The following is a 26,826-nucleotide window of genomic DNA, read 5'->3' as shown; positions in this document are numbered from 1 at the left end:
GACAACTGGTTGTTGTCGCGCTTTTGGCGACTGGCAATCATCCTCCTGGAATGCGGCAAGCATACTGATTAAGTGCTCTACTGGTACTGCTCATCGGCTTTGGGGCTTGCTTTGCCGGCTCTTTCGGCTAAGTCTGAGGGGGCGCGGGCTGGCACTTGGGGCAGTGGTAGGTGGCGCGGCCGCCCACGTAGCTTTTCTCAATCAGGGTTTTGGGGTGACGAGGGCAGAAGGTGTGGGCATCGGTGCCGGGCGTGGCGGAGTCGTCCCACTCGCGGGCGTGGATGAGGAAAGAGGCGGGAAAGTGCCGGTAGGTGGCCTCGTGCTGAATGGCAGTGGTGAGCACCAGCTGAATAGCCGCGTGCAGGGCCTTAAACTCCTTGGCAGTTAGCGTATGGGCCCGGCGCTCCGGGTGAATCCTGGCTTGGAACAGCACCTCATCCACAATCCAGTTGCCGAGGCCCGCCGTAACGCCTTGGTCGAGGAGCAGCGGCTTAATCATCTGCTTTTTGGGCCCCAACACGGCTTGCAGGTGCTCGGCTGTTACGTCGAGGGCATCAGGGCCGAGCTTCTTGGCTTTCTGGTAATCGGCTACACTATCCACCAGCCGGATACGGCCGAACTTGCGCGGGTCGATGAAGGCCACGCGCAGCCCATCCTCCAGGTGGAAAGCCACGCGGGTGAAACGGGGGGCGTCGGGCTCGTCGCGGTAGGCGCCTACGTCGCCGGTCATGCCGAAATGCAGCACCAGCACTTGGCCGCTGTCGAGTTCCAGGAAGCAGTTTTTGCCGAGGCGGTGCGTAGCAGCTACCCGGTGGCCGACCAGCGCCCTGCGCAGCGTGTCTTCGTCGGTGACGAGGACTTTCGCGTCTTTCACTTCAAACGCGGTAATCGTTTGGTGCAGAATAACATCATTGAGGAAGCGGCGGTAGGTTTCAACTTCGGGTAGCTCGGGCACGGAAGGATGATTAAGGTCGGGAGAACAGCCTATTGGGTGGGGGCTTCCACCCGGAAGCGCACCACCTGCTTGTAACACACTTTCAGCCGTCTCAGTTGCCGCAGATGCCAAATGTTCGGTTTGCTGCTACGCCTGCGCCGCCAATTTGCCTTAGCTCGGTGGCCACCGGCTGGCCCGCTACGTGCCCGAAAATTGCGCCTGGTCAGCGGAATTTCCTTGGTCAGCATAAAGAAGCTAAGTGGGGCGGTTGCAGTGGGGGAAACGGCCGGAATAAGGTACAAAGCGCCACATCCTGCGTCTCGTCATTGAACAGATTCGCACGCAGGAAGACGGATGATATGGCACCTTCACCTCGGGGCAGCACTTTGGATGGCCATGTTTGGGGGGCGCTAACGCAAGTGCTAAACTGTGTTTTAAGCAAACGATTGTGATAATGTCTGAACAGAATTCCGGTGTTTTAAATTGCCTGCAATCCAGGCGGTAAGGCACGTCGTAGCTCTTTCATCTTCATGTTATTTCACCATAAAAAATAGGAAAAATGAAAGCCACTTTCTACGTGAGTAAGCTCGCCGCACTCGCCGCCGTATTTTTCGCGCTGACTGGCTGCGAAAAGGAGATGGACGACTATTCGCAGGGTGCGCCGGGCAGTAGCATCAGCAGCGACCAGCGGGACGTACCCTTCTCGTTTTACGCGTTGGCGGGAGGCAGTAAGCTGGCTTTTTTTGCGGCCGGCAGCACCGAGCAGGCTGCCAGCACCGTGACCATCACGGGCTTGCAGGCCGGCGAAACCATTCTGTCCATCGACTTCCGGCCGGCCACCGGGCAGCTGTACGGCGTAAGTAGTGCCAGCCGCCTCTACGTGCTTAACCCCCAGACGGGCGCGGCCCGCGCGGTAGGAGCCGGGCCGTTTACCCCCGCCGTATCGGGGGCCATTGCCGGCTTCGATTTCAACCCCACCGTTGACCGGATTCGGTTGGTAACCAACACCGGCCAAAACCTGCGTCTGAATCCTGAAACCGGGACAGTAGCCGCCGTGGATGGGTCTATCAACGGCGCGGCCGGCGCCAGCATTGCCGCCGTAGCCTACACCAACAACGTGGCCGGCGCCACCACTACCACGCTCTACGACATCGACGTGGCTGGGCAAAAACTTTACGTTCAGAACCCACCCAACAACGGCACGCTGGTGGAAGTAGGCGACCTGAAGCTGAAAGTAACCGGCGAAGGCGGCTTCGATATTGCCCCCGGTACCAATACGGCCCTGGGGCTGTTCGAAGTCAACAAAAAGCCGACCCTCTTCACCATCGACCTGGCTACCGGCGACACTCGCATCCTGGCCAAGTACGATAAAGATTTGTCGTACACGGGTATTGCTATTCCTACGCAGCCCGTAGCGTACGCCGTTACGGCCACCAACGCGCTGCTGATTTTCAACCTGGACAACCCTACGGCTACGGTGTCGAAGCCGATAACGGGCCTGCAAGCCAGCGAAACGCTGGTAGGTATTGATTTCCGGCCCGTGAATGGTCAGCTTTACGCCGTAAGCAGCGCCAGCCGCATCTACACCATCAATACCTCGTCGGGGGCGGCGGCTTTCGTGGCGGCGCTGAGCGCCGCCGGTACGCCGCTGCTGTTGGCGGGCTCGTCCTTTGGGGTCGATTTCAACCCCGTAGTGGACCGGATCAGAATTGTAAGCAACACGGGCCAGAATCTGCGCGTGAATCCGGTTGATGGCGTTACCCTCGTCGACGCGGCTCTGAACCCCGGTGCTCCGGCCGTAACGGGTGCTGCCTACGCCAACAATTTTGCGGGCACTACCACCACCACACTGTTCGACATCGACGTGAATTCCGACAAGCTTTTCATCCAGAACCCACCTAATAACGGGACGCTGGTGGAGGTTGGTAACCTGGGCGTGAACGTAGAAGCGGCTACCGGCTTCGACATTGGCGGCACCAGCAACACGGCGTTTGCCCTGCTTGCTTCCGGTGGCGGCACCAAGCTCTACCGCATCAACACCAGTAGCGGCGCGGCCACTCCCCTAGGCGACTTCCCGGCGCCCGCCAGCGGATTCGCGGTAGGGCTAGGTTTCTAATTGTAGCTTTATCTGAAAACAAACGCCCCCGGCTGACCAGCCGGGGGCGTTTGTTTTTGTTGGCATGCAGAATAGCGGCTACGAAGGGTCGGAGAGCTTGGCTACCTGGCGGCCGTAGCTGTCGAATATGTCGCCGTCGGCATCAATAACCAGGCGGTTATTCTGGTCATCAACCAAGAAATAAGGGAAATCCTCGTTGTTGGAGCGGGTGATGCGGCCCACCACTTCGGCTGTGTGCTCGTTGTGGTCCAGGCGAATGACACTGAGGCGGTTGGTGAGGTAGAACGGCTGGTTGGGCTTATTGCGGAAGGTGATTTTGCCTACCAAGCTCATCTGCCCGTTGCTGGCCATGATAACCGGGGCCCCGGCCCCGGTAGTAGCCCGGCGCGGCGCGGTTACGGCAGGGCGGGCGGCTACAACTGCCGGCGCCGCCGAAGGGGCCGTGGCGCGGTTGCTGGCTACAATTTGCTGGCTGGCCCGCTGCCATCCTTCGCTAATAGCTTTGAGGCGGGTGGTGCGGCCTGGGTGGGTAGGCGAGGCTTCCTCGTCGGATACCACGGCCATGCCGGCTTGCGCCTCAGCTAAGCTGGCGCCCATTTTGCGCAGTACGAAGCCCGAAAACTCGTCGGCTTCCAGTTCATCAGTAGGGTTGGAGCCGCCGGCTTTCAGGGTATGGCCGTTGAGGTGGTGGCCCATTTCGTGCGCCAGAATGCTGATGCCGGCCCAGTCGGTGCGGCCGGCGCGGTTCACCTCGGCCACGAAGCTGGGGTTATAAAGCAGGAATCGTTTGCCGCTATACACCACAGCCGCAGCATTTTGCACTGAAGTGGTGGCTTGTAACTCGAAGCGGGGCTTGAGGCCAACTACGTCGGTAATTTCGCGCAGTACGTCGCGCTTGGTAGTGGTGGAAGATTGGGCACTGACCGAACCGGCCAGAAGCAGCCACACGGCCAGCAGAGAGCCGGCGAAATGGCGGAAAAAGCGAGGCTGAAACGTCATGTAGGTGGCGGTGAGGTGTGATTCTGTGAATTCAGGAATCATGCCATACTAACGCAGCCAGCCAGTTTTTAGTGCCCTATAATAAACTGCATCACGTAGAACGTCATGCTGAGCTTGCCGAAGCATCTCTATTGCCAAACTAGCCCCTGACGTGCGCAACGAAGCGGGAGAGATGCTTCGGCAAGCTCAGCATGACATTCTATATGTCGGTCTTATTTTTCAAGACTGAATTACGCCTGCGCCAACTGCTTGTGGGCAATAGAAGAGGCTGGCCGCTCACCAATCTGCTGGCGCCACATGGCGTAGTACAGGCCTTTCTGCTCCAGTAGCTCGTCGTGGCGGCCTTGCTCGGCAATGTGGCCGCGCTCCAGCACGAATATTTTATCGGCGTGCAAGATGGTGCTGAGGCGGTGGGCAATCAGAATGGTGATGTGCTGGCGCGAGCCGGAAAGCTCCCGCACGGTCTGGCTGATTTCCTCTTCGGTGAGGGAGTCCAGCGCCGACGTGGCCTCGTCGAACACCAGCAGCGTGGGTTTGCGCAGCAAGGCTCGGGCGATGCTCAGGCGCTGCTTTTCACCACCCGATACCTTCACGCCACCCTCGCCAATCACCGTATCAAGGCCTTGCGGGGCGCGGGCCAGCAACGAGTCGGCGGCGGCTTGGCGCAGGGCTTGCAGGCACTGCTCGTCGGTGGCGTTGGGGGCCACAAACCGCAGGTTTTCGCGGATGGTGCCGGCAAAGAGCTGGGTGTCCTGGGTGACGAAGCCGATTTGCTCGCGCAGGGTGTCCAGGTCGATTTCGGTGCCGGAGATGTTGTTGTAGAGAATCTGGCCGGTGGCGGGCGGGTAGAGGCCCACCAGTAGCTTCACCAGCGTGGTTTTGCCCGAGCCCGACGGCCCCACGAAGGCAATGGTTTCGCCAAGCTTAGTTTCGAAGGTGATGCCATCCAGCGCGGCACTGCTGGCCGAAAGGTGCTTGAAATGCACATCGGCGAAGGCCAGGGTTTCAATCTGCTTGATAACCTGCGGGTGCGCGGGCTTCACTTCCTTGGGCGTGTCCAGAATCTGCTGGTAGTTGGCCAGTGACGCCTCGGTTTCGCGGTACACGTTGATGATGGTGCCCATTTCCTGCAATGGCCCGAAAATGGCAAACGAGTAAATAAAGAACGAGAAGAACTCGCCCACGCTGATGATGCGCTGCACCACCAAAAACAGCAGCATCATCAGAATGATGTTGCGCATCAAATTCACGAAGGTGCCCTGCACAAACGACAAGGAGCGGAGGTAGCGCACCTTTTTCAGCTCCAGCTTCAGAATCTTGTCGGTGGTAGTATTCAGGCGCTGGGTTTCCTGCTGGGCCAGCCCGAGGCTCTTAATCAGCTCGATGTTGCGCAGGCTTTCGGTGGTAGAACCGGCCAGCGCCGTGGTTTCGGCCACAATGGTCTTCTGAATCACTTTGATGCGCTTGCTCAGAAACAAGCTCAGCGTGCCCAAAATCGGGATGGTGAGGAAGTACACCACCGCAATGGGCCAGTACACGCTGATGGCGTACCAGGTCACGAAGATGATGCCCACCAGCGAGATGAACAGGATGTTCACGAAGCTCTGAATCAGCTTCTCCACGTCGGTGCGTACTTTCTGAAGCTTGCCCAGGGTTTCGCCGGAGCGCTGATCCTCAAAGACTTGGTAGGGCAGCTCCAGAGAGTGCCGCAGCCCATCGGAATACAGCTGCGCGCCCAGCCGCTGGGTGATGACGTTGGTGTAGTAGTCCTGGAAGTTTTTGGCAATGCGCGACACCATGGCCACGCCCAGGGCCTGCAAAATCAGGAGGCCGGCCCCGCCGGTAATGAACTGCCAGAACGTGGGATGCTGGGCCTTGCGTACGGCCGGCGTCACAAACTGGTCGATGATTTTGCGCAGGATATAGGGGTCGAGCAGCGAGAAAATCTGGTTGATGGCGGCCAGCAGCAGCGCCAGTACCAGCAAGCCCCAATAATGGCGCAGGTAGCTGTACAGTAATTTCATGATAGGAGAAAGGTTCGTACAGAAAGCGCCGAGTATGCCGTAAAGTTTTCACTACGACACGGCCCCTGCATGCCACGCAAGTAAGTGGAGCCGGAAACTAAGCCAGCTGTATAGAGCCGTAGCGCGAATGGTCAGGTCCTGTACTCTTGAGGAGGCAGCCAGCAGAAAAAGACCGTCATGCTTCGGCAGGCTCAGCATGACGGTCCTGTAGAGGCCCACTTACGTACGCTAGCTAGCCGACGCTTTATTCCAATGCTGCACTACTTCCGGGATGCTGCTTTCCACCCAATCGGCTAGGTCGCGCACTTTGTGGGCGGCTTGCTGGCCGAGGGGCGTCAGGTTGTACTCGACGTGGGGCGGCACCACTTCGTAGGCTACGCGGCGCACCAAGCCGTCGGCTTCCAGCCATTGCAGCGTTTGGGCCAGCATCCGCTCACTCACGCCGTCAATCAGGCGGCGCAACTCACTGAAACGGCGGGTTTCACCATCCAACACCATGAGTACCAGCACCCCCCAGCGGCTGGTAATGTGCTTCATTACGGTGCGCGAAGGGCAGGCCGCCGATAATAAATCACCACGCCGCAGCTTGTCGGAAAGCGTAAGAGGCTCCGCCGGTAAAGATAATTCAACTTTTTTCATACTTACCTTTCTGTACGTACTTACTTTATGTAAGTATAGCACATACTTTTGTCGTGTCACTCATTTAACCAACGAAATCATGAAAATTGCCATCACCGGAGCCACCGGCCAACTGGGCCGCCTCGTTATTGAAAAGCTGAAAGCCCAACTACCCGCCGACCAGATTGTTGCGCTGGTTCGCAACCCCACCAAAGCCACCGACCTGGGCGTGGAAGCCCGTGAAGCCGATTACAATACTCCCGCAACCCTGGAAACGGCCCTGGCCGGCATTGAAAAGCTGCTGCTGATTTCTTCCAGTGAAGTGGGGCAGCGGGCCACCCAGCACCGCAACGTTATTGAAGCCGCCAAAAAGGCCGGGGTGAAGCACATCATCTATACCAGCGTGCTGCACGCCGACAATTCGCCGCTCAGCCTGGCCGAGGAACACCGCGCCACGGAGGCCGACGTAAAGGCGTCGGGCGTGGCGTACACGCTGCTGCGCAACGGCTGGTACACCGAGAATTACACGGGCTCGGTGCACGGCGCCGTAGCTGGTGGGGCGTTCATCGGCAGCGCCAAAGACGGCAAGATTTCGTCGGCCACCCGCGCCGATTTTGCTGATGCCGCCGTGGCTGTGCTAACTGGCGAAGGCCACGAAGGCAAGACCTACGAGCTGGCCGGCGACGAGTCGTATACCTTAACCGAGCTGGCGGCTGAAATTTCGCGCCAAACCGGCAAAGACATTCCCTACAAAGACCTGCCCGTAGCTGACTACGCCGCCGCACTGGCTGGTTTCGGTATTCCCGCAGGTTTCGCGCACGGCCTGGCCGGCTGGGATGCCAACGCCGCCGAAGGTGCCCTCTTCGACGACAGCCACCAGCTCTCGAAGCTAATTGGCCGCCCCACCACGCCATTGGCCACGGCAGTAGCCGCCGCCCTGAAGTAAGAAAGTAGTGCGGGAGTAGCATGCTTCGACCAATTCAGCAGGCTACTCCCGCACTATGCTTTAAGCTGTGAGAAATAAGCGCGCAAGCCAACATAATCAAGTTCGGAGCAAACAGCAGGCACCCAACTGCCAAAAGTTAAGCTCAACTGCTCTTGAGCGGAGAGTCTGGTTTGGGTGTATGCCTTGAGTTAGGAGACGAAGCAACGGTGCGGGATGTTACCGCTGGTGCGCCGGGTTCTTGAGCCAGCCCAGCCCCTAATGCACCTGGGGCAGAGCGGCCAATATACGACGCAGAGAATTCGAGGAACGCAGGGCGGCAATCAGGCAAAAAACAACTCTTTTGTGAGAGTATTAGCTGCAATACAAGTGCTTTTGACTCTGCTAAATAGTGCGCACCGCGGTGAAACACCGTGCAACTAGCTGGTAGCTGATTACCACTATTATCTAAAATCCAGGTGATGCTGAATAATGTGCTGGCATTCAGTGGAAAATAATTTTATATAATATAATAAAAATAACATAAAATTGTATTTATTGCGAGTGAATTGACTATCAATATCAATCAATTAAGTACACTTTATATGCATAGTGTCTTGTGCTTTAATTGCTTGGTTTAGTAAGGTTCTAACCATGTTATCGTTCAACGAATCAGTCGATACTCGGATACCTAGCTCTCCGCCACCTATTGCTCCCCTTAGCGAAGATAGTGTAAGGCCTTTGTGGTCAGTAATGATTCCTGCTTACAACTGTTCAGCTTATTTAAAAGAAGCAATTGTAAGTGTCCTTGCTCAGGACATGGGAACGGCCGTTATGCAGATTGAGGTGGTTGATGACGCCAGCACGGACATAGAAGTAGCTGCTTTGGTGGCGTCGTTAGGGGCAGGACGGGTCCAGTATTTTCGGCAGCCCGTTAATGTGGGTAGCGTGCGTAATTTCGAAACCTGTATCAATCGAGCAAGAGGGCATTTCGTGCATTTGCTACACGGCGATGATCGGGTGTTGCCTGGCTTCTACGAGAAGATTACCGAGCTTTTCACTTTGTCTCCTGAGGCCGGTGCGGTATTCACGCATTATGCTTCCATCAATGAAGCCGGAGAGCAACTGGATGTTCCTCCGCTGGAAGCCGCTACGGCCGGCATACTAACTGATTGGCTACCTCGCATTGCACTCTACCAACGAACCCAGTACGCGGCCATGGTTGTGCGGCGGGAAGCGTACGAGAAGCTTGGGAGTTTTTATGGCACCAACTACGGAGAGGACTGGGAAATGTGGGTTCGAATTGCACGCTACTATCCTGTAGGCTACGTGCCCGAAGTGTTAGCTGAGTACCGCCGCCAGCCGGATTCCATTACCTCCGAGAAAGCCCGAACGGGCCTGCTGATACCCGATTTGATGCAAGTTATCTTGCGGATCCAACAGCACCTGCCCCCAGCAGAACGAAAGAGTATCTTTGCCCAAACCAGAAAGCACCATGCGTACAGTAATATAACCGAGGCGTACCGCTTGTTGCAACAATACAAGGATTGGTCTTTGGCGCGGTGGCAGATGCGGCAATCATTGCGCCTAAGCCAGCACCCCAGTGTTTATTACGAGCTCAGCAAATTCTATCTTAAATTCTATCTTAATAAATTAGGCATCAACTTATCTAAGTTCTGAGCCCTGCAACTGCCTCAACGGCCCGGCCACACCCCCTGAATTTGCTATTGCACTACGATTCTCTGCTTTCTACGCAGCATCCTCCATCATCTGACTTCCCCGCTATTGCCACCCAACTTCTATTCTCACCTTCAAGATGACTCTTCTACCACCACTTCTTCTGAAACGAAAGAAGAATGGGAGTGGGAAATCGTGCACAAAACCAGTTGGTGGGGCACTAGCTTTCAGGATTTATGGGCCTACCGCCATTTAGCCATTGGCTTGGTGCGCCGAGACTTTTTGCTTGTTTACCAGCAAACCATTCTCGGGCCTTTCTGGGTACTGTTGCAGCCTTTACTAACACTGGTTACCTACGTAGTGGTGTTTGGCAAGGTAGTGGGCATCTCAACTGGCGGAGTACCGCCGGTGCTTTTTTACCTAGCCGGTATTGTGCTCTGGAACCTCTTCAACGACTCCTTCACTGGCATCTCATCCACTTTTCGAGATAATGCGCAGGTGTTTAGTAAGGTGTACTTTCCTCGCCTCATCATTCCGGTGGCCCGTCTTGGGGGGTATTTGTTTCATTTCGGAATTCAATTCGGCTTACTGATTTTGGTGTTGGGCTACTATGTGCTCTTTCACCACGTTGCTGTGCCTTCCGGGCGCTGGCTGCTGCTGGTTCCTGTAGCCATTCTGCTGGTGGGCGCTCTGAGTTTAGCATTAGGCTTATTTTTCTCGGTAATGACGGCAAAGTATCGGGATATGAGCCATCTGCTTAGCTTAGGTATCCGGTTGTTTATGTTCCTAACTCCCGTGATTTATCCTGTTAGCTACGTAGCCGAGAAATGGCGGTGGCTGGTGCAACTCAACCCTCTGACGCCTTTGTTCGAGTTGTTCCGACGCGCGCTACTAGGGCAGGGTACGGTTTCTGTTCCTCAGTTTGCTTACTGCTTCACGTTCACTTCCGTTCTGCTGCTTGCCGCACTACTCATCTTCAATAAGCAGGGCGACAAGCTGATTGACATTTTGTAAGCACTCATGGCCGAAGTCGTAATTCAAGTGGAGCAGCTCTCGAAAGTGTACCGGCTGGGTACCATCGGCACGGGCTACCTCATTCAGGACTTGCAGCGCTGGTGGACAACGACGGTCCGCAAGCAGCAGGATCCTTTTTTTCAGTTACCTGGTACCCACGTATCAGCTGGCAAGTCCGGCCAAAGCCAAGCGCTGTGGGCACTGCAAGACCTAAACTTTGAAGTAAAACGCGGCGAGGTATGGGGCATCATCGGCAATAACGGCGCCGGCAAATCCACACTGCTCAAAATCATTTCCCGTATCATCCGCCCATCCCACGGAATTATCCGGGGCAAGGGTAAAGTCAGCAGCTTGCTAGAAGTAGGTACCGGATTTCACCCGGAACTCTCCGGCCGGGAAAATATCTTTTTGAGCGGCTACATTCTGGGCATGAGCAAAAGAGAAGTCCAGGCCAAGTTTGACGAGATTGTTGCCTTCTCTGGTGTTGAACACTTTTTAGATACGCCGGTAAAACGATATTCGTCAGGTATGTATGTGCGGCTGGCCTTTGCCGTTGCAGCCCACCTAGAGCCCGACATCCTTATTATTGACGAGGTACTAGCGGTGGGAGATGCTGAGTTCCAAAAGAAGTGCTTAGGCAAGATGCGGGAGGTGGCGCATAACCAAGGCCGTACTATTCTTTTTGTTAGCCACAGCATGGCGGCCATCACCAGCCTCTGCGACCATGGCTTGTGGCTGCAGCAAGGCCAGCTAAAAGCTCAAGGAACAGTAGGCCAGGTTGTCAATCAGTATCTTGTGAGCACCCAGCAAAGCAATGCAAAGCAAAGCTGGAACGACCCAGCTCAGGCTCCTGGCAACGAGCATATTCGCTTTAAGCAAGTTGAGTTGATTCCGCAACTCGTGCAGCCGGATGCCCCCTTGGATATTCGTACCCCGCTAACAGTCAAGTTTCAATTCTGGAATTTTACCAGCGACACCGTAATTAGTACGAGTATGGTGTTATTTTCTGCTGGTGGCGAATGCATTTTTGATGTACCCTCGACAGCGACTCGGTTCCAGGCGGGAATTGTTAGTGGAGAGTGTACCATTCCCGGCAATTTCCTTAACGATGGCGCTTACTATATTTCCCTGTATGTCATCAAAGACACCACCACTTCCCTTTTTGACTACGAGCACTGCCTCACCTTTGAATTAGAAGATTACCGGGGCGAAATTCAGTGGTTCGGCAAGTGGTGGGGGGCCGTCCGCCCGGTATTTCCTTTCCGCCTGACCCAAACTGAGTTTTCGCAACTCGAAGCCCGGTTATGAGCTTCCTTCATCACAACAGTGGCTGTATCTACGCCATTCCAGTTGTTATGAATCGTGCGTGGAAAGCAGCGCGGGAAGAACAGATTTTTGTTGTAGCCAGCTTGGTAGTAAGAGACGGGCTTGATCCAGAAGCTCAAGGACTAGTCAGGAGGTATAGCGTCCGGAACAGCCGTTTGTCACCACTATTTGCCTGCTAGTACCCGCCACTATGCCTAGTTCCTCCATGGTAGCTACCCCTCCGTTAGTGTCGGTAATTATTACCTGTTATAATCATGGAGCATATCTATCGGAGGCTATTGTCAGTGCGCAGCACCAGCAGTACCCCGCGGTGGAAATTATTGTGGTTGATGATGGGTCTACCGACGATACCAGCATTATTGCGGCGAAGCACTCCGGAGTACGCTACATTTACCAGGTTAACCAAGGTCTATCGGCCGCCCGCAATACCGGGATTAAGCAAAGCATAGGCTCTTGCCTGATCTTTTTAGACGCCGACGATTGGCTTTTACCGGATGCCCTTGCCTACAACGTACAGTACTTAGTAGCCAATCCTGCCTTGGCCTTTGTATCAGGCGGTTACACCAAGGTATTTACCGCCAACGGGCATAGCCAAGAGGAGGGATGGGAGGTGACAACAAACCATTACACCCACTTACTGCTGACTAACTACATTGGTATGCACGCAACGGTTATGTATCGGCGCTGGGTGTTCAATGAATTGGTCTTTGATTCGAGCCTGCGCGGGTGTGAAGACTATGACGTGTACCTGCGAATTGCCCGTCGCTATCCAGTAAGCCATCATACCCGTCCGCTAGCCGCCTATCGGCAACACGACACTAATATGTCGAACGATATTGCTATGATGTTGTCCACGGCTTTAACCGTGCTGGACCGGCAACGGCCGCACCTGCAAAATGCCGCGGAGTTGCAAGCGTATTCACAGGGGCGCCGTGCGTGGAAAGAACTTTACAGCCGCAAGTTGTACCACCGACTTCTGGTGAGCCCCAAAAGAGCTACCTCCACAGAACTTGCGTTGCTCACAACAGAAAAACCACTATTGGCCTTACTGTATCTTTTGCATCCTCTGGCAACTATGGGTAAGCAGTTAGTTAAAAGACACCCTGTGCTTCTGGCTGCGGCAGCCGCCATGCGGCAAGCGCTACTGGGTCTGGTCGCTCGTGATAGATCAGGTAGCTCCAAATGAGTATGAGTTGGTAAAACTCTCTGAGGATGTTGGTTTAGCTACGCCGCAGTAAAGTTTGATAACTATGAAAGCGTGCTTGCTAATGCAGTCTATCTTGAACCAAGGCACCAAATAAAGCCCGCCGGCAGGTGAGTTAAGTGCAGCAAACCGAGGCGTGGCTTTATGTCCAAACCGCCATGGCTACTGGGGGCTACGATGTGTCCAACGGCCTTCATGCCAACCCAAGCCATTGGCAACAAAGCGGTGGAGCGTACTCAGCAGTCATGGGTTCTAAGCGGGTGTTTCGCCGGCGGTGCTGGCTACCAGGCGGGTGCTGCCGGGCACCATGGGGGTGCGTGCGGCCAGCTCGGTGGGTGCGTGTTCTGAGAGCAGGCGCGCCACTACGGGCTTGCCGGGGCCTTGGTGGAGCTGGCGGGCCAGGGTTTTGATGTCGGCTTCTTCGCGGCTCACGCCCCGGTCGTGGAGCTGCTCATATTCCTCCCACGATTCCACCATGAAGTACTCCACCAGCCGGCTCGGCTCCGCCAAATCGGCGTACAGCCCCACCCGGATAGCCCCTTCGCGGCGGCGGATACGGCTCAGCTCATCCATAATGGCGGCAAAGGCAGGTCGGTCGGCGGGGTTGATGTGGTAGGTGGTCGTGATGATGATGGGGCCGGCATCGGGAGCAGGTTCCTGGTCCAGCACCAGGTCGGGGCGGGGGCGGGCGGGGGTGAAATCCAGGGCTTCGGTGCTGTTGCTGAGCGAGTACCGAAATGCCAGCAGCGTACTAAAGCCCAGCCAGACAGCCGCGCCAGTTAAAGCCACCGGCAACTCCCAGCGGCTAGCCACCGAACCCCACACCACGCTACCCAGCGCCATACCGCCTTGAATGGTAAGTAAATACAAGCTGATGGTACGAGCTTGCACCCAGCGCGGTACCACCGTTTGCACGCCCACGCTAAACGAGTTGAGCACCAGCATCCAGGCCATGCCCACCAGTACCAGCAGCGCCGAAAGCAACACCTTATTATCGACGAAAGCCAAGCCCAGCAGCCCCACGGCAAAGGAAAGTGTGGCCACCGTAACGCGCCAGTTGATAGTAAGCCGACGGTTGAGGTGGGGCAGCAGCACGGCCCCCAACACCGCTCCAGCGCCCATGCACGAGAGCAAGACCGAGTAAAACGAAGTCGGTAGCGTAAGGCGCTGGGCCACCACGGCGGGCATCAACGCAAACAAGGCACTGGCCCCAAACGTGAAGCACACCCCCCGCACCAGAATCCGCTGCACCGGTGGCGCAAACCGGGCGTAGCGAATACCGCCCCGAATGGCCGCAAACACCCGTTCCCCGGCGAGGGTAGATGTCACCTGTGGCTCGCGTTTCCAGCGCCACACCATGTAAATAGTTGCCAGAAACGACAGCCCGTTCAGCAGAAACGCCGCCCCCGCCGAGAAGCTGCCAATCAGTAACCCACCCAGTGCCGGGCCGAACGAGCGGGCCAGGTTGAAGCTTACGCTGTTAAGCGCCAGCGCCTGTGGTAGCTGGTTGCGGGGTACCAGTTCGGGCGTGACGGTTTGCCACACCGGGTTGTTGAGGGCCCCGCCCAACCCCAGCAGAAACGTGAGCAGCAGCAGCAGCCAAGGCGTAGTGAAGTCCAGCAGCGTGAGCGTAGCCAGAACCAGCGCCACGGCTGCCATCCAGGTTTGGGTCAGCATCAGCATCCGGCGCCGGTCCACCAGGTCGGCGAGGGCGCCGGCGGGCAAGCTCAGCAGAAACACGGGCAGCGCCGAAGCCGTTTGCAGCAAGGCCACCAGCACCGGCGACGGGGTTAGCTCGGTCATGAGGCCCACGGCGCCCACGTTCTGCATCCAGGTGCCGATGTTGGACACGAACGAGGCAATCCACAGCATCCGAAAAAACGGAATTTTGAGCGGCGCTAAAGACGAAATAGCGGGTGGGGCTGGCGTAGCGGTGGCAGACATAAAACAGTGAGAGCAGAAACGTACTGCTTACGTGCCGGGTCCCGCTTAGGGTTGATGCTGCACCGTTGGGGGCTTGATAAACAAGCGGATACAAGAGTTGAGGTTGCTTCAGTTCTGTGATTTATCGGGCAAGAATCCGCTTTTAGCAGGCCGTTAACGGAATACAGCTAAATAGATGTTGGTCCGCAATACAACTAGTGTTTTGCTTGTCTAGATTTGGGACTATTAAGTTTTGCACCCATGTCTGCTAACATCCCTGGGTTAATACCACCAAACGAAAAGTCCCGATTACAGGCGCTGGAACCTTACCGTGTATTGGGCTCGATGCCGGATGCGGTGTTTGATGAGCTGGTGCGGCTCACGGCCAAGGTATTCAACATGCCCATTGCGCTCATTTCTTTGGTGGACGAAGACCATGTGCTGTTCAAGGCCAACTACGGTATGGCGGGGCCAGAGCGGGTAGCGCGTCAGCAAAGCATGTGCTCGGTGGCAATTTTGCAGGACGAAACCAGCGTGTACCACGACTTGCAAGCTGAGCCGTGCCGGCTGGTGGAGCCGCTGTTAGTGGAGCAATTGCACATGCGCTTCTACGCCGGGCATCCGCTGCAAACCTCGGATTACCAGAATATTGGCACGTTGTGCGTTATCGGGCGCGACATACAGTTCTTTTCCGTTGAGGAGCAGTTGCGCCTGCGGAGTCTGGCGGAGGTAGTGGTGGATATGCTGGAACTGCGGCTGATAGTGCAGCAAACCGGTGAAGACGCTCCCGCCAAGTGGCTAACGATTTACGAGAATCTGGAGCAGTACCTAACCCGACTGGACACGCTCAGGCAACTGGCCAGCTGGGAAGAAACCCCGGATTCTGAGGCCAGCGTGGCCTACCAGCGCTCCATTAACGAGGAAGTAGACCTGATGATTCGGGCCCTGAAAAAGGAAGTAGCAGACCTATGGGCCAGCCTGACAGAATAGCTACCACCGAACTGCCCAAGAAGTAAAGCCAAGAGGCTCCAGCGCTAACCTGGAGCCTTTTTCGTGTTCGGATAGGTCGTGTAGAAGCAGTGGATAAGGTGATGGATAGACCTAGGCTACTAATTGAATTATTTTGATTTTATAATGCGTGTTATTCAGGTTGAGTAGCGAACAACCAAAACACAAAGTGCTACAACAAGCGAAAATATTATTCCGGCATCCTCGCGTACGCAAACGTTTTCGAAAACGATTCCGGTCATTGCTCTTTTCGCTTCGGCGTCAAACACGCTAGCGCCGCTCAGGGTGCCTTTTATCTTCAGGTATCACAGTGCCGGTAGGGCCATTCACTGCCTTTTTGCGCTCTACAGGCTTGGTCCGGCTGCTTGGTGCTGATAATTGCACTTCTCTCGTAATCGATTGCAAAGGCTAGCTCAACAGTATCTCGGCTGGCTTTTGCGGCCGAAAATCAATTTCATCTTTCCACCCTTACCACTGCTGCTGCCTATGCCCATCACCGCCTGAGTTACCTGCCTTTCATCCACATAATCCACTACTATATGAAAACATCATTTCTCTCAATTTCCAGTAAAATTCTAACCTCGCTGGTTGCCGCCAAGCCTATTAAGTGGAAAGCCCGGAGCCTTGTAGCCGGCTGTCTGCTGAGTTGCGCTGGGCTGGGCGTACACGCGCAGGGGCTGCCGCTGGTGTACGCCGCCGAAAATACCGGGGCCGCCACTTGCACCGCTCCGCCGCTGCCTTCTTTCAACCAGCTGCCCGTTGTAGAGCCGCTGCCCGACCCATTTATGTGGTCGGATGGCCGGGGCCGCTCCACTAGCTTCAGCGACTGGGAGTGTCGGCGCAACGAAATCAAGGCCGAAATTGAGAACTACGAAATAGGCCGCAAACCTGCTCGTCCGCAGAACATTACGGCCAGCTACGCGGCCGGCGTGCTCACCGTCAACGTAACCGAAAACGGCCAGACGCTCACCCTGACGTCGCAGGTTTCGCTGCCAACCGGCAGTGGGCCGTTTCCGGCCATTATCGGCATGAACAGCCTCTCGGGCAGCGTACCGGCGTCGGTGTTTACCAGCCGCAATATTGCCCGTATCACGTTCAATCACAACCAGGTAACTACCTACGGAAATCCGCAGCCAACGAATCCTTACTACCAGCTCTACCCCGACCAAAACCTAACCAACGCCGGGCAATACAGCGCCTGGGCCTGGGGCGTGAGCCGCATCATCGATGGCCTGGAGCTGGTGCAGGCTAGCCTGCCCATCGACTTAACCCACCTGGGTGTAACCGGCTGTTCGTACGCCGGCAAAATGGCTTTGTTTTCGGGAGCGTTTGACGAGCGGATTGCCCTCACCATTGCCCAGGAGTCGGGTGGGGGCGGGGCACCGGCCTGGCGGGTTTCCGAAACGCTGGGTGCAGTGGAGAAGCTAGGTGCCACCGACTACCGCTGGTTCAAAGACGACATGCAGCAGTTTGCGGGCAGCAACGTAGCCAAACTACCCCACGACCACCACGAGCTGATGGCCATGATTGCGCCGCGGGCCTTGCTGGTGACCGGCAACACCGATTTCGAGTGGCTGGCCAACCCCTCGGCCTACGTGTCGGCGCGGGCGGCGCATGAGGTGTGGAAGACGTTTGGGGTGGGGGACCGGTTTGGCTTTTATATCGACGGTGGGCACAACCACTGCGCCATTCCCGGCACTCAATTGCCAGCAGTAGAAGCCTTTGTGGACAAGTTCATGCTGGGCAACACCAGTGTCAACACCAACATCACCGTCAACCCGTACCCACTGGTGAACTACCAGCGCTGGTACCAGTGGTGGGGCACCAACAACCCCGTGCTGCCCGCCGAGCCGCTCGGGAAAAGAATCTGGCTGGAAGCCGGCTGCGCTGCCGTGGGCTCCGACTGGCAAACCATAGCCGACCCCACTGCCGCCAACGGTAGCTATATAGTAGTGAACGGCTTGAACAGCACGGCCAACGCCCCCGGCCCCAGTGGCCAGGTGACTTTCTCGTTCAACGTAGACAGCGCCGCCACCTACAATTTTGTGGCGCGGCTGAACTGCCCCACGGCCAACGACGACAGCTACTGGGTGAAGATTGACAACGGCGCCTTCGCAACAATCAACGGCCTAGCTACTTCGGGCTGGCAATGGATGCGGCTCACCAGTTCCAACCTGAGCGTAGGCCCGCACACCCTCACCATCGGGTACCGCGAAGACGGCGCTCAGCTGGATAAGTTGCTGGTTACCACTTCCAACGCCACCATTACCGGCCTGGGTGGGGCCAGCACCGAAGCCGATACCACCCCGCCCGTTATCAAGGCGGCGGGGTTTATGGTGGCTATTGACCGCAACGGTACCCGCACCATTGAGGCCGCCGACGTGGACTGGGGCAGCTATGATAATTGCAGCGGTGTGGCCTCCATGACGCTGGACAAGACCACGTTTACCTGCGCCAACATGGGCCCTAACCAGGTTACCCTCACCGTTACCGACAACGCCGGCAACTCCACCAGTGAAACCGTCACGGTGATGCTTGTGGATAACACGGCGCCAACCATTATGGCGGCGGGCTTCCAGGTGAGTTTGATGAACGGCACGCGCAAGATTGAAGCCAACGACGTGGACTATGGCAGTACCGACGACTGTGGCATTGCCTCCATGACCATCAGCCCGAGCACCTTCACCTGCGCCAACGTCGGCCCGAACCAGGTAACGCTTACCTGCGTGGACAATGCCGGCAACTCAGCCAGCAAAACCGTCACGGTGATGGTAACCGGCGACGCTAGCTGCGTGTCGTCGTTGGGTGGTTTGGCCAACAACGCCGTAAGCAGCGGCCCGGCGGGTGAGCTGCAAGCCTACCCGAACCCGGCTACCGAACAGGCCACCATCAGCTTTAAGGCGGTGAAAGCCGGTGCTGCGCAAGTGTTGGTTTACAACACGTTGGGCCGCTTGGTAGCCACGCTTTACAACGGGCCAGTGGAAGCCGGTGGGCAATACAGCGCTACCCTCGACAGCCGCACATTGCCGGGCGGCGTGTACACCTGCCAGCTCCGCACTCCTGCCGGTACCAAAACCACTCGCCTGCTGGTAGTGAAGTAAGTGCCGGCTGCATAGCCACCTAATAAAACAGCCCCGGCTTCATGAGTTGAAGCCGGGGCTGCTTGTTTTTGTGGAGTGTCGATGGGCCAGTTTAAACGGTGGAGAGACGCGACACGGCGCGTCTCTCCACCGTGCTGGTAGCTGCCGGAAGCGCTGGTTTACAACACGTAGAAAGTGCCGTCCTCGGCGGGTACGCGCACGGGGGGCTTCTCGCCAATCATCTGCTTGAGGTTGGTTTCGATGGTTTGGGCAATGGCCGTCATCGGGGTGTCGGTGGGCTTGCACTCGAAGGGGTCCTGCAAGTGAATGGCCATTTTCTCAATCAGGAAGAAGGCCGACGAAATGGCTACCACCATCAGCACTTCCAGCAAGCCAAACACTTCCAGCAACGCAAAGGGCAGCAGCAGCACGAAGAAGAACAGGCAGAAATGAATGTAGAGCGTGTAAGTGGCCGGAAACACCGTGTTCTTGATTCGCTCACACCGGCCCATCGAGTCGGTGAGCTTGGTCAGGATGCCTTCCATTTCCACCTGCTGATACGGGTTCAGCCAGCCTTCCCGCAACGCATACCGTAAATCCTGGCCGTGCAGCTGAAGCAGCGCATTGGGTACGTTGTCGTGCTTGGCAACGAAGTCAACTTCCTCGGGGGTGAGGTACCGGCGGATTTTATCGAGGTCCATTTGCTTGCGCAACGACATGCCCACGCTGTAGTTCCAGGCAATTTGCCGGTTGGTGAGCCGCTGCACCCAGGTGCGCGCTTCCTCGGAGTCGTAGGGTGGCTCGGTGAAGCACAGCACCTGCCGGATCAAAGACCGGGAATCATTCACGATGGCGCCCCAGGCAATGCGCGCTTCCCACCACCGGTCGTAGGCCTGGTTGGACTTAAATGCCAGCAGCAACGACAGAATCGTGCCTAGTACCATGGGTACGCTCAGCGGCAACGACACTTCCATGATGTGCAAATACCGGTCCTCCAGCGCAATGATGGCAGCGTAAATAAAGACAAAGATGATTTCCCATTTAATCTTCCCAAACACGTAGGAAAGAGGGATTTTCGTTTTCAGCAACATAGGTTAAGTGTGGGTAGGAGAGCAGAAGGTATGCCGGACGTTTTACTGTCAAGCTGCCTGCCAGCAATGCGGTTGCTAGCCGTTTCTGGCAGGTTTACAAAGCAACGGCACCGCTATTAAAGGGATATTAAGACGAAATTATAACGACGTTAAAAGCGTATTTTTTCTTGTTTTATTCTATACATCCGTGATACTGTTCGTTTTACCAGTAGTTGGCCGCCGTGCTTGGGCAAGCAATGGCCTTTATCACCGGCAAAAAAATATTCGTCAGCCAACCAGAATTCATGTGGTTTTAACACGTTCCATTTCAAGTGGGCTATTGGTGCTGAAGAGTAGGAAATGCAGAACCCCTTGGCCCGAAAAACAGCCTGGCTGAGGGCGTACGGCCATAGCAACCGATTGCACTAAACAGGTAAATCAAGCCGCAGTTAGGTTGTAAAGTGCAGGGTTTTCATAGCACTGAAAAGTGCTGGCAGAAACGCTACATGAAGTTTTCGTTCATACCGTCTTCATGTTGAAGCAGGTGCTTTGTGTCACTTACTTATAAGACACAAGCAATGCAGCCCTTTTCAGCTACTCTGTTTACGCCACCAGCTTTGGGGTGGCAGCTCCGTTGTTGGCGGCCCTCAACCACCCGTTGCGCCAGTGCCAGCCAGTAAGCCACGCACCCCATCCCGCCACCAATATCCCATTAGAATTACCAGGAAGGCTCTCATGAAAAGACCGTTTGTGCTCATGCTGATGAGCTTGGCCGTGTTGTACTCCGGTACAAGCTGCTCGAAGAAGGAAAAAGAAAAGGAAGAAAAGATCAAGCTGCTGGTTACCAGTCCGCTGGCCAAAGACACCACCATTACCAAGGAATACGTGGCCCAAATCCACTCCATCCAGCACATCGAGCTGCGGGCGTTGGAAAAGGGCTACCTCCAGAAGATTTATGTGGACGAAGGGCAAGCCGTCAAGCAGGGCCAGCTGATGTTTCAGATTATGCCCCTGATTTATCAGGCGGAGCTGAAAAAGTCGCAGGCCGAAGCCAACTACGTGGGGCTGGAATACCAGAACACCAAGAAGCTGGCCGACAACAACGTGGTGTCGAAAAACGAGCTGGCGCTGGCCCAGGCTAAGTTCGACAAAGCCAATGCCGAGGTGGGCCTGGCCCAAACGCACCTGCAATTCACCACCATCAAAGCACCTTTCAGCGGCATCATGGACCACTTCCAGGCCCGGTTGGGTAGCTTGGTGGACGAGGGCGACCTGCTGACCACGCTGTCTGACAACAGCAAGATGTGGGTGTACTTCAACGTGCCCGAAGCCGAGTACCTCGCCTACAAAGCCCACGCCCAGGCCGACAACCAGCAAGTGCGGCTGCTGATGGCCAACAACGAGGTGTTCAGCCAGCCCGGCGTGGTGCAAACCATCGAGGCCGACTTCAACAACGAAACCGGCAACATTGCCTTCCGGGCCACTTTCCCGAACCCCAAAGGCCTGCTGCGCAACGGCGAAACCGGCAGCATTCTGATGACCGTACCCCTCAAGCACGCCATCATCATTCCGCAGAAAGCCACGTTTGAGGTGCTGGAGAAGAAGTTCGTGTACGTGGTGGACGATAAGAAGCGGGTGCACCAAAAGGAAATTACGGTGGCTTCGGAAATGCCCGACCTCTACGTGGTGTCCAGCGGCTTGGCCAGTACCGATAAAATCCTGCTGGAAGGTATCCGCAAGGTGAAAGACGGCGACAAAATCAGGTACACCTACGAGAGCCCCGAGCAGGTGCTGCCCAAGCTGAAAGTATATAGCGAGTAGGGCCTATTCCCTTTGAAAAGAACGTCATGCTTCGGCAAGCTCAGCATGACACTACTGCCAAACTATGTTCAGTAAATTCCTTCGTCGCCCCGTGTTTGCCATCGTTATATCGGTGGTCATCATGTTCCTGGGTGTTCTGGCCATCAAAACCCTACCGAACTCCCAGTTTCCGGAGATTTCGCCACCGATGGTGATGGTAAGCACGGCGTATCCGGGCGCCAGCGCCAAGGTGCTCACCGAGTCGGTGCTGATTCCGCTAGAGCAGGCCATCAACGGCGTACCCGGCATGAAGTACATGACCTCCGACGCCGTATCGGCCGGGGAAGCCAACATCCAGATTGTGTTCAACCTGGGCACCGACCCCGAGCAGGCGGTAGTAAACGTAAACACCCGTATTGCCCAGATCCTGAACCGCTTGCCGGTGCTGGTGCAGCGCGAAGGGGTGGTGGTAAACCGCGTGGTGCCGAACATGCTGATGTATGTCAACCTCTACAGCAAGGACAAGAATACCGACATGCGGTACTTGTTCAACTACGCCGGGGTAAACATGCTGCCCGAAATCCAGCGCATTGATGGTATCGGGCGGGCCAGCATTCTGGGTAGCCGCCAGTACGCCATGCGGGTGTGGCTGAAGCCCGACCGGATGCGCGCCTACAACCTCTCCGTGGACGACGTAATGGAGGCCCTCAACGACCAGAGTGTGATTGGCTCGCCGGGCCGCATCGGCCGCTCCGACGGCAAAGAAGCCTCGGCGCTGGAATACGTGCTGACCTACAAGGGCCGCTTCAACGACGTGGAGGAGTATAAGAACGTGATTATCAAAGCCAACTCCAACGGCGAAACGCTGCGCCTCAAAGACGTAGCCAACGTGGAACTAGGCTCGGAATTCTACGACATCTACTCCAACCTCGACGGCTACCCCTCGGCGGCCATCATGCTTAAGCAAACCTACGGCTCGAACGCCAGTGACGTAATCAAGAGCGTGAAAACCAAGCTGGAGGAGCTGAAGAAAACCATGCCGCCCGGCATGGACTACAAAATCAGCTACGACGTATCGAACTTCCTCGACGCCTCCACCGAAAACGTAATCCACACCCTGCGCGACGCCTTTATTCTGGTGGCCCTGGTGGTGTTCCTGTTCCTCGGCGACTGGCGCTCCACGCTCATCCCCATTATTGCAGTGCCGGTGTCGTTGGTGGGCGCGTTTATTGCCATGCAGGCGTTCGGCATGACCATCAACATGATAACGCTCTTTGCCTTGGTGCTGGCCATCGGGATTGTGGTGGATGATGCCATTGTGGTGGTGGAAGCGGTGCACGCCAAGATGGAAGAAAAGCACCTCTCGCCCTACGGCGCGGTGCGCGAGGTGGTAGGCGAAATCAGCGGCGCCATCATTGCCATTACCATTCTGATGACGGCCGTATTCGTGCCAGTGGCTTTCATGAGCGGCCCGGTGGGTATTTTCTACCGGCAGTTCTCAATTACGATGGCCTCGTCTATCGTCATTTCGGGCATTGTGGCCCTGACCCTGACGCCGGTGCTGTGCGCCATGATTCTGAAGAACAACCACGGCCAGCCCCGCAAGAAAACGCCCATCAACCGGTTTATCGACTGGTTTAACCGCGGCTTCGAGCGCCTGACCGGCCGCTACACCAACCTGCTGGAAAAAGTGGTGGACCGCCGCGTACTCACCTTCCTGATTTTGGCTGGTTTCGGGCTGGGCATCTTCGGCATCTCCTCCACGCTGCCGTCGGGCTTCATCCCGGCCGAAGACCAGGGCATGCTCTACGCCATTATTCAGACGCCACCCGGCTCGACGCTGGAGCGCACCAACGCCCTTTCGCAACAGCTCTCGAAGCTGGCCGAGAAAGTACCCGGCATCGAAAGCATTTCGTCGTTGGCGGGGTATGAGGTGCTCACCGAAGGCCGTGGCTCCAACGCCGGTACGCTGCTCATCAGCCTCAAGCCGTGGGCGGAGCGTAAGGAGTCGGTGCACGAAATTGTGGAAGGGTTGGAGAAGAAAGCCCAGGAAATTCCGGGCGCGACCATCGAGTTCTTCGAGCCACCGGCAGTACCCGGCTACGGCGCCGCGGGTGGTTTCCAGCTCCAGCTGCTCGATAAAACATCCACCGGCGACTACAAGGCGCTGGAAAAAGTGAACGAAGACTTCATGGCCGCGCTGCAAAAGCGCAAAGAGCTGGCGGGCCTGTTCACCTTCTTCTCGGCCAACTATCCGCAGTACGAATTGCAGATTGACAATCAGCTGGCCATGCAGAAGGGCGTGAGCATCGGCAACGCCATGAACACGCTGAGCGTGATGGTGGGCTCCACCTACGAGCTGGGCTTCATCAAGTACCAGCGTTTCTTCAAGGTGTTCGTGCAGGCCTCGCCCGAGTACCGCCGCCTGCCCAAGGACATCCTGGATATGTGGGTGAAAAACGACAAAGGCGAGATGGTACCGTTTTCGGCCTTCATGAAGATTGTGAAAGGCCAGGGCGCCAACGAAATCAACCGCTACAATATGTATCCCACCGCCTCTATCCGCGGCGACGCGGCGCCGGGCTTTAGCTCAGGCGAGGCCATCAAAGCGGTGCAGGAAGTGGCCGCCAAAACCCTGCCCCGCGGCTACGACATCGACTGGGGTGGCCTGTCGAAGGACGAGGTGAGCCGCGGCAACGAGGCCATCTACATCTTCCTGGTGGTGTTGGCCTTCGTGTACCTGGTGCTGGCCGCGCAGTATGAAAGCTTCCTGCTGCCGCTGGCCGTTATCTTCTCGCTGCCGGCCGGGGTGTTCGGCTCATTCCTGCTGATTAAAACGATGGGCCTGGCCAACAACATCTACGCCCAGGTAGGCCTGGTCATGCTGGTAGGTTTGCTGGGTAAGAACGCCGTGCTGATTGTGGAATTCGCGGTGCAGAAGCACGAAGAAGGGATGAGCGTGCGCGACGCGGCCATTGAAGGCGCCAAGGTGCGTTTCCGCCCGATTCTGATGACGTCGTTTGCCTTCATTGCCGGCTTGATTCCGCTGGTAATAGCCCACGGCGCCGGGGCCATCGGCAACCGCACCATCGGTACCTCGGCCCTCGGGGGTATGCTGTTCGGTACCATTTTCGGGGTGGTGCTGGTCCCCGGCTTGTACTACATCTTCGGTACGCTGTCGGCGGGCCGCAAGCTGATTGGGGATGAAAACGAACACCCGCTGTCGGAGTTCGAGCCGCACGTTTTAGTTGAAGAAATCGAAGCACATGCTTAACAAACGCCTGTATCAGTACCTCAGCGCCGCCAGCCTCACGCTGGCGGTTGCCGGGTGCGCCACCCCCAAACTGGCCGAAAAAGCCGTGAACCGGAGCGTGCCCGCCAGCTATTCCACCGCCCCCGGCACCACCGCCCCCGACGCCACAGTGGCGCAGGCTCGCTGGAAAGAGTTTTTCACCGACCCCAACCTCACGGCCCTCATTGACACGGCCCTGCGCAACAACCAGGAGCTGAACATTGCTTTGCAGGAAATCCAGATTTCGCGCAACGAAGTGCAGATTCGCAAAGGGGAGTACCTGCCGTTTGTGGGGTTGGGCGTGAAGGCCGAATCGGAAAAGGCGGCGCGCTACACGCTCCGCGGAGCCACCGAGGAAGCCGTAAACATCAAAGACGACAAACGCACCCCCGATCCGCTCCAGAACTACCAGTTGGGGGCGTTTGCCAGCTGGGAAGTGGATATCTGGCACAAGCTGCGCAACGCCCGCAAGTCGGCGGCGCTGCGCTACCTGGCCACCGTGGAAGGCCGGAACTTCACGGTAACCAACCTGATTGCCGAAATTGCCAACTCCTACTACGAGCTGCTGGCGCTTGATAATCAGCTGCTTATTGTGCAGCAAAACATCGAGATTCAAACCAATGCCCTGCGGTTGGTGAAACTCCAGAAGGAATCGGCGAGGGTGACGGAGCTGGCCGTGCAGCGCTTCGAGGCCCAGGTGCACAACACCCGCAGCATTCAGTACAACATTCAGCAGCGCATCATCGAAACCGAAAACCGCCTCAACTTCCTGGCGGGCCGGTATCCGCAGCCCATTGTCCGCAACGACGCCACGTTCAACGACTTAGTACCGGCTACCATTCAGGCTGGTATTCCGGCGCAGCTGCTGCAAAACCGCCCCGATATCCGGCAGGCCGAGCAGCAGCTAGCCGCCGCCAAGCTGGATGTGCAGGTGGCGCGGGCCAGCTTCTATCCGTCGTTGCGCATTACGGGCGGCGTGGGGTTCGAGGCGTTCAAGCCGGGGTTGGTGTTCACCTCTCCCGAGTCCATGCTGTATTCGTTGGCCGGTGATTTGGTGGCGCCGCTGGTGAACCGCAACGCCATCAAGGCGGTGTACGGCAACGCCAACGCGGTGCAAACCCAGGCCGCGTACCAGTATGAGCGCACCGTGCTCAACGCCTACGTGGAAGTGGCCAACGAGCTGTCCAACATCAGCAACCTGGCCAAGAGCTACGACGAGAAAGCCAAGGAAGTGCAGGCCCTGAACCAGTCTACCGCCATTTCCAACAGCCTCTTCAGCTCGGCCCGCGCCGACTATACCGAAGTGCTGTTCACCCAGCGCGACGCCCTGGAATCCAAGTTCGACCTCATTGAAACCAAAACCCAGCAGCTCAACGCCATGGTGAACGTGTACCGGGCCCTGGGCGGCGGCTGGAACTAGGCAACGCGCAGTACGGAAATAGGTAAGTAAAAAGGGCCGCCAGCAGTTACTGGCGGCCCTTTTTACCGTAAAAGGCCAAAGCCGATTGAAGATGTTCAGCTGGTTAAGAGCGAATGGCTTAGCAACAACTCCTTTGCGGTTGGTGCGGCTGGCCTGGCCACCTTTGCGGCCGGCAGCGCGGGCTTCTTCGGCGGTCCATTGGTGGCCGCTTTCGTGGGAGGTTTTGCCACCTTCGCGGGGAATAGCCCTGTTTATGACTTAACTGCGTAGTAATAAACATTGAGATGCACAGTACCGCGCCGCTGTGCTGAGTTTAAGCGCAATATCTCGCAGGCTGACTTCAGTAGTGCAACCCAACAACGCCCCGCAAGATGCTTGGCCTGCGCTTCGCATGACGGT

At 56.7% G+C, this 26,826-nt stretch carries 17 protein-coding genes; 11 read left to right on the top strand and 6 right to left on the bottom strand.

Annotated features, from left to right (window positions below):
- Positions 1 to 127 precede the first annotated feature (127 nt).
- Positions 128 to 955, bottom strand: coding sequence for a DNA-formamidopyrimidine glycosylase (gene mutM / locus J0X19_RS08915; RefSeq protein ID WP_206983983.1), 828 nt, complete (start codon positions 953 to 955; stop codon positions 128 to 130).
- A 538-nt stretch (positions 956 to 1,493) separates the two neighbouring features.
- Between mutM and J0X19_RS08910 the strand changes: the two genes are divergently transcribed.
- Positions 1,494 to 3,050 (top strand): DUF4394 domain-containing protein, encoded by a 1,557-nt coding sequence (locus J0X19_RS08910; protein ID WP_242582315.1) that lies wholly within the window; start codon positions 1,494 to 1,496, stop codon positions 3,048 to 3,050.
- A gap of 78 nt (positions 3,051 to 3,128) precedes the next feature.
- Here J0X19_RS08910 and J0X19_RS08905 read toward each other — a convergent pair whose 3' ends face one another.
- From J0X19_RS08905 to J0X19_RS08895, 3 genes are all read right to left on the bottom strand, one after another.
- Entirely contained in the window at positions 3,129 to 4,091 is a 963-nt protein-coding gene (locus J0X19_RS08905; protein ID WP_206983981.1) for a M48 family metalloprotease, read from the bottom strand.
- A gap of 188 nt (positions 4,092 to 4,279) precedes the next feature.
- Positions 4,280 to 6,073 (bottom strand): ABC transporter ATP-binding protein, encoded by a 1,794-nt coding sequence (locus tag J0X19_RS08900; RefSeq protein WP_206983980.1) that lies wholly within the window; start codon positions 6,071 to 6,073, stop codon positions 4,280 to 4,282.
- Between the two features lie 228 nt (positions 6,074 to 6,301).
- Positions 6,302 to 6,712 carry a winged helix-turn-helix transcriptional regulator gene (locus J0X19_RS08895; protein WP_206983978.1) on the bottom strand — a complete coding sequence of 137 codons (411 nt, stop codon included), beginning with the start codon at positions 6,710 to 6,712 and terminating at the stop codon, positions 6,302 to 6,304.
- Between the two features lie 79 nt (positions 6,713 to 6,791).
- Between J0X19_RS08895 and J0X19_RS08890 the strand changes: the two genes are divergently transcribed.
- From J0X19_RS08890 to J0X19_RS08870, 5 genes are all read left to right on the top strand, one after another.
- A complete protein-coding gene (locus J0X19_RS08890) occupies positions 6,792 to 7,637 on the top strand; it encodes an SDR family oxidoreductase (RefSeq protein WP_206983976.1) in 846 nt (281 codons plus the stop codon).
- 729 nt (positions 7,638 to 8,366) lie between these two features.
- Positions 8,367 to 9,293, top strand: a complete 927-nt coding sequence (locus tag J0X19_RS08885; protein ID WP_242582312.1) for a glycosyltransferase family 2 protein — start codon at positions 8,367 to 8,369, stop codon at positions 9,291 to 9,293.
- A gap of 192 nt (positions 9,294 to 9,485) precedes the next feature.
- On the top strand, positions 9,486 to 10,304 hold the full coding sequence (locus J0X19_RS08880; protein WP_317194760.1) for an ABC transporter permease: 819 nt from the start codon (positions 9,486 to 9,488) through the stop codon (positions 10,302 to 10,304).
- Positions 10,305 to 10,310: 6 nt separating this feature from the next.
- Positions 10,311 to 11,612 carry an ABC transporter ATP-binding protein gene (locus J0X19_RS08875; protein WP_206983972.1) on the top strand — a complete coding sequence of 434 codons (1,302 nt, stop codon included), beginning with the start codon at positions 10,311 to 10,313 and terminating at the stop codon, positions 11,610 to 11,612.
- 223 nt (positions 11,613 to 11,835) lie between these two features.
- On the top strand, positions 11,836 to 12,816 hold the full coding sequence (locus J0X19_RS08870; RefSeq protein ID WP_206983970.1) for a glycosyltransferase family 2 protein: 981 nt from the start codon (positions 11,836 to 11,838) through the stop codon (positions 12,814 to 12,816).
- A gap of 270 nt (positions 12,817 to 13,086) precedes the next feature.
- Here the strand turns inward: J0X19_RS08870 and J0X19_RS08865 are convergent, their stop codons facing one another.
- Entirely contained in the window at positions 13,087 to 14,778 is a 1,692-nt protein-coding gene (locus tag J0X19_RS08865) for an MFS transporter (RefSeq protein ID WP_206983968.1), read from the bottom strand.
- A gap of 240 nt (positions 14,779 to 15,018) precedes the next feature.
- On the opposite strand from J0X19_RS08865, the gene J0X19_RS08860 reads away from it, so the two are divergent.
- Together J0X19_RS08860 and J0X19_RS08855 are read left to right on the top strand one after the other, a co-directional pair.
- Positions 15,019 to 15,747: a GAF domain-containing protein gene (locus J0X19_RS08860; protein ID WP_206983966.1), complete on the top strand. Its 729-nt coding sequence runs from the start codon at positions 15,019 to 15,021 to the stop codon at positions 15,745 to 15,747.
- Between the two features lie 557 nt (positions 15,748 to 16,304).
- Positions 16,305 to 18,866: a glucuronyl esterase domain-containing protein gene (locus J0X19_RS08855; RefSeq protein ID WP_206983964.1), complete on the top strand. Its 2,562-nt coding sequence runs from the start codon at positions 16,305 to 16,307 to the stop codon at positions 18,864 to 18,866.
- A gap of 158 nt (positions 18,867 to 19,024) precedes the next feature.
- Here the strand turns inward: J0X19_RS08855 and J0X19_RS08850 are convergent, their stop codons facing one another.
- Positions 19,025 to 19,936, bottom strand: coding sequence for a bestrophin family protein (locus J0X19_RS08850; protein ID WP_206983962.1), 912 nt, complete (start codon positions 19,934 to 19,936; stop codon positions 19,025 to 19,027).
- A 714-nt stretch (positions 19,937 to 20,650) separates the two neighbouring features.
- Between J0X19_RS08850 and J0X19_RS08845 the strand changes: the two genes are divergently transcribed.
- From J0X19_RS08845 to J0X19_RS08835, 3 genes are all read left to right on the top strand, one after another.
- Complete coding sequence (locus J0X19_RS08845) at positions 20,651 to 21,736, top strand: efflux RND transporter periplasmic adaptor subunit (protein ID WP_206983960.1); 1,086 nt, start codon at positions 20,651 to 20,653, stop codon at positions 21,734 to 21,736.
- Positions 21,737 to 21,800: 64 nt separating this feature from the next.
- Positions 21,801 to 24,989, top strand: a complete 3,189-nt coding sequence (locus tag J0X19_RS08840; RefSeq protein ID WP_206983959.1) for an efflux RND transporter permease subunit — start codon at positions 21,801 to 21,803, stop codon at positions 24,987 to 24,989.
- A complete protein-coding gene (locus J0X19_RS08835; RefSeq protein WP_206983956.1) occupies positions 24,982 to 26,427 on the top strand; it encodes a TolC family protein in 1,446 nt (481 codons plus the stop codon). Before J0X19_RS08840 ends, J0X19_RS08835 begins: the two co-directional genes overlap by 8 nt.
- The last annotated feature ends 399 nt before the right edge of the window (positions 26,428 to 26,826 follow it).

Origin of the sequence: Hymenobacter telluris (genome assembly GCF_017313265.1) — a bacterium.
Lineage (GTDB): Bacteria > Bacteroidota > Bacteroidia > Cytophagales > Hymenobacteraceae > Hymenobacter > Hymenobacter telluris.
This window is presented reverse-complemented; position numbering and strand designations above follow the sequence as displayed.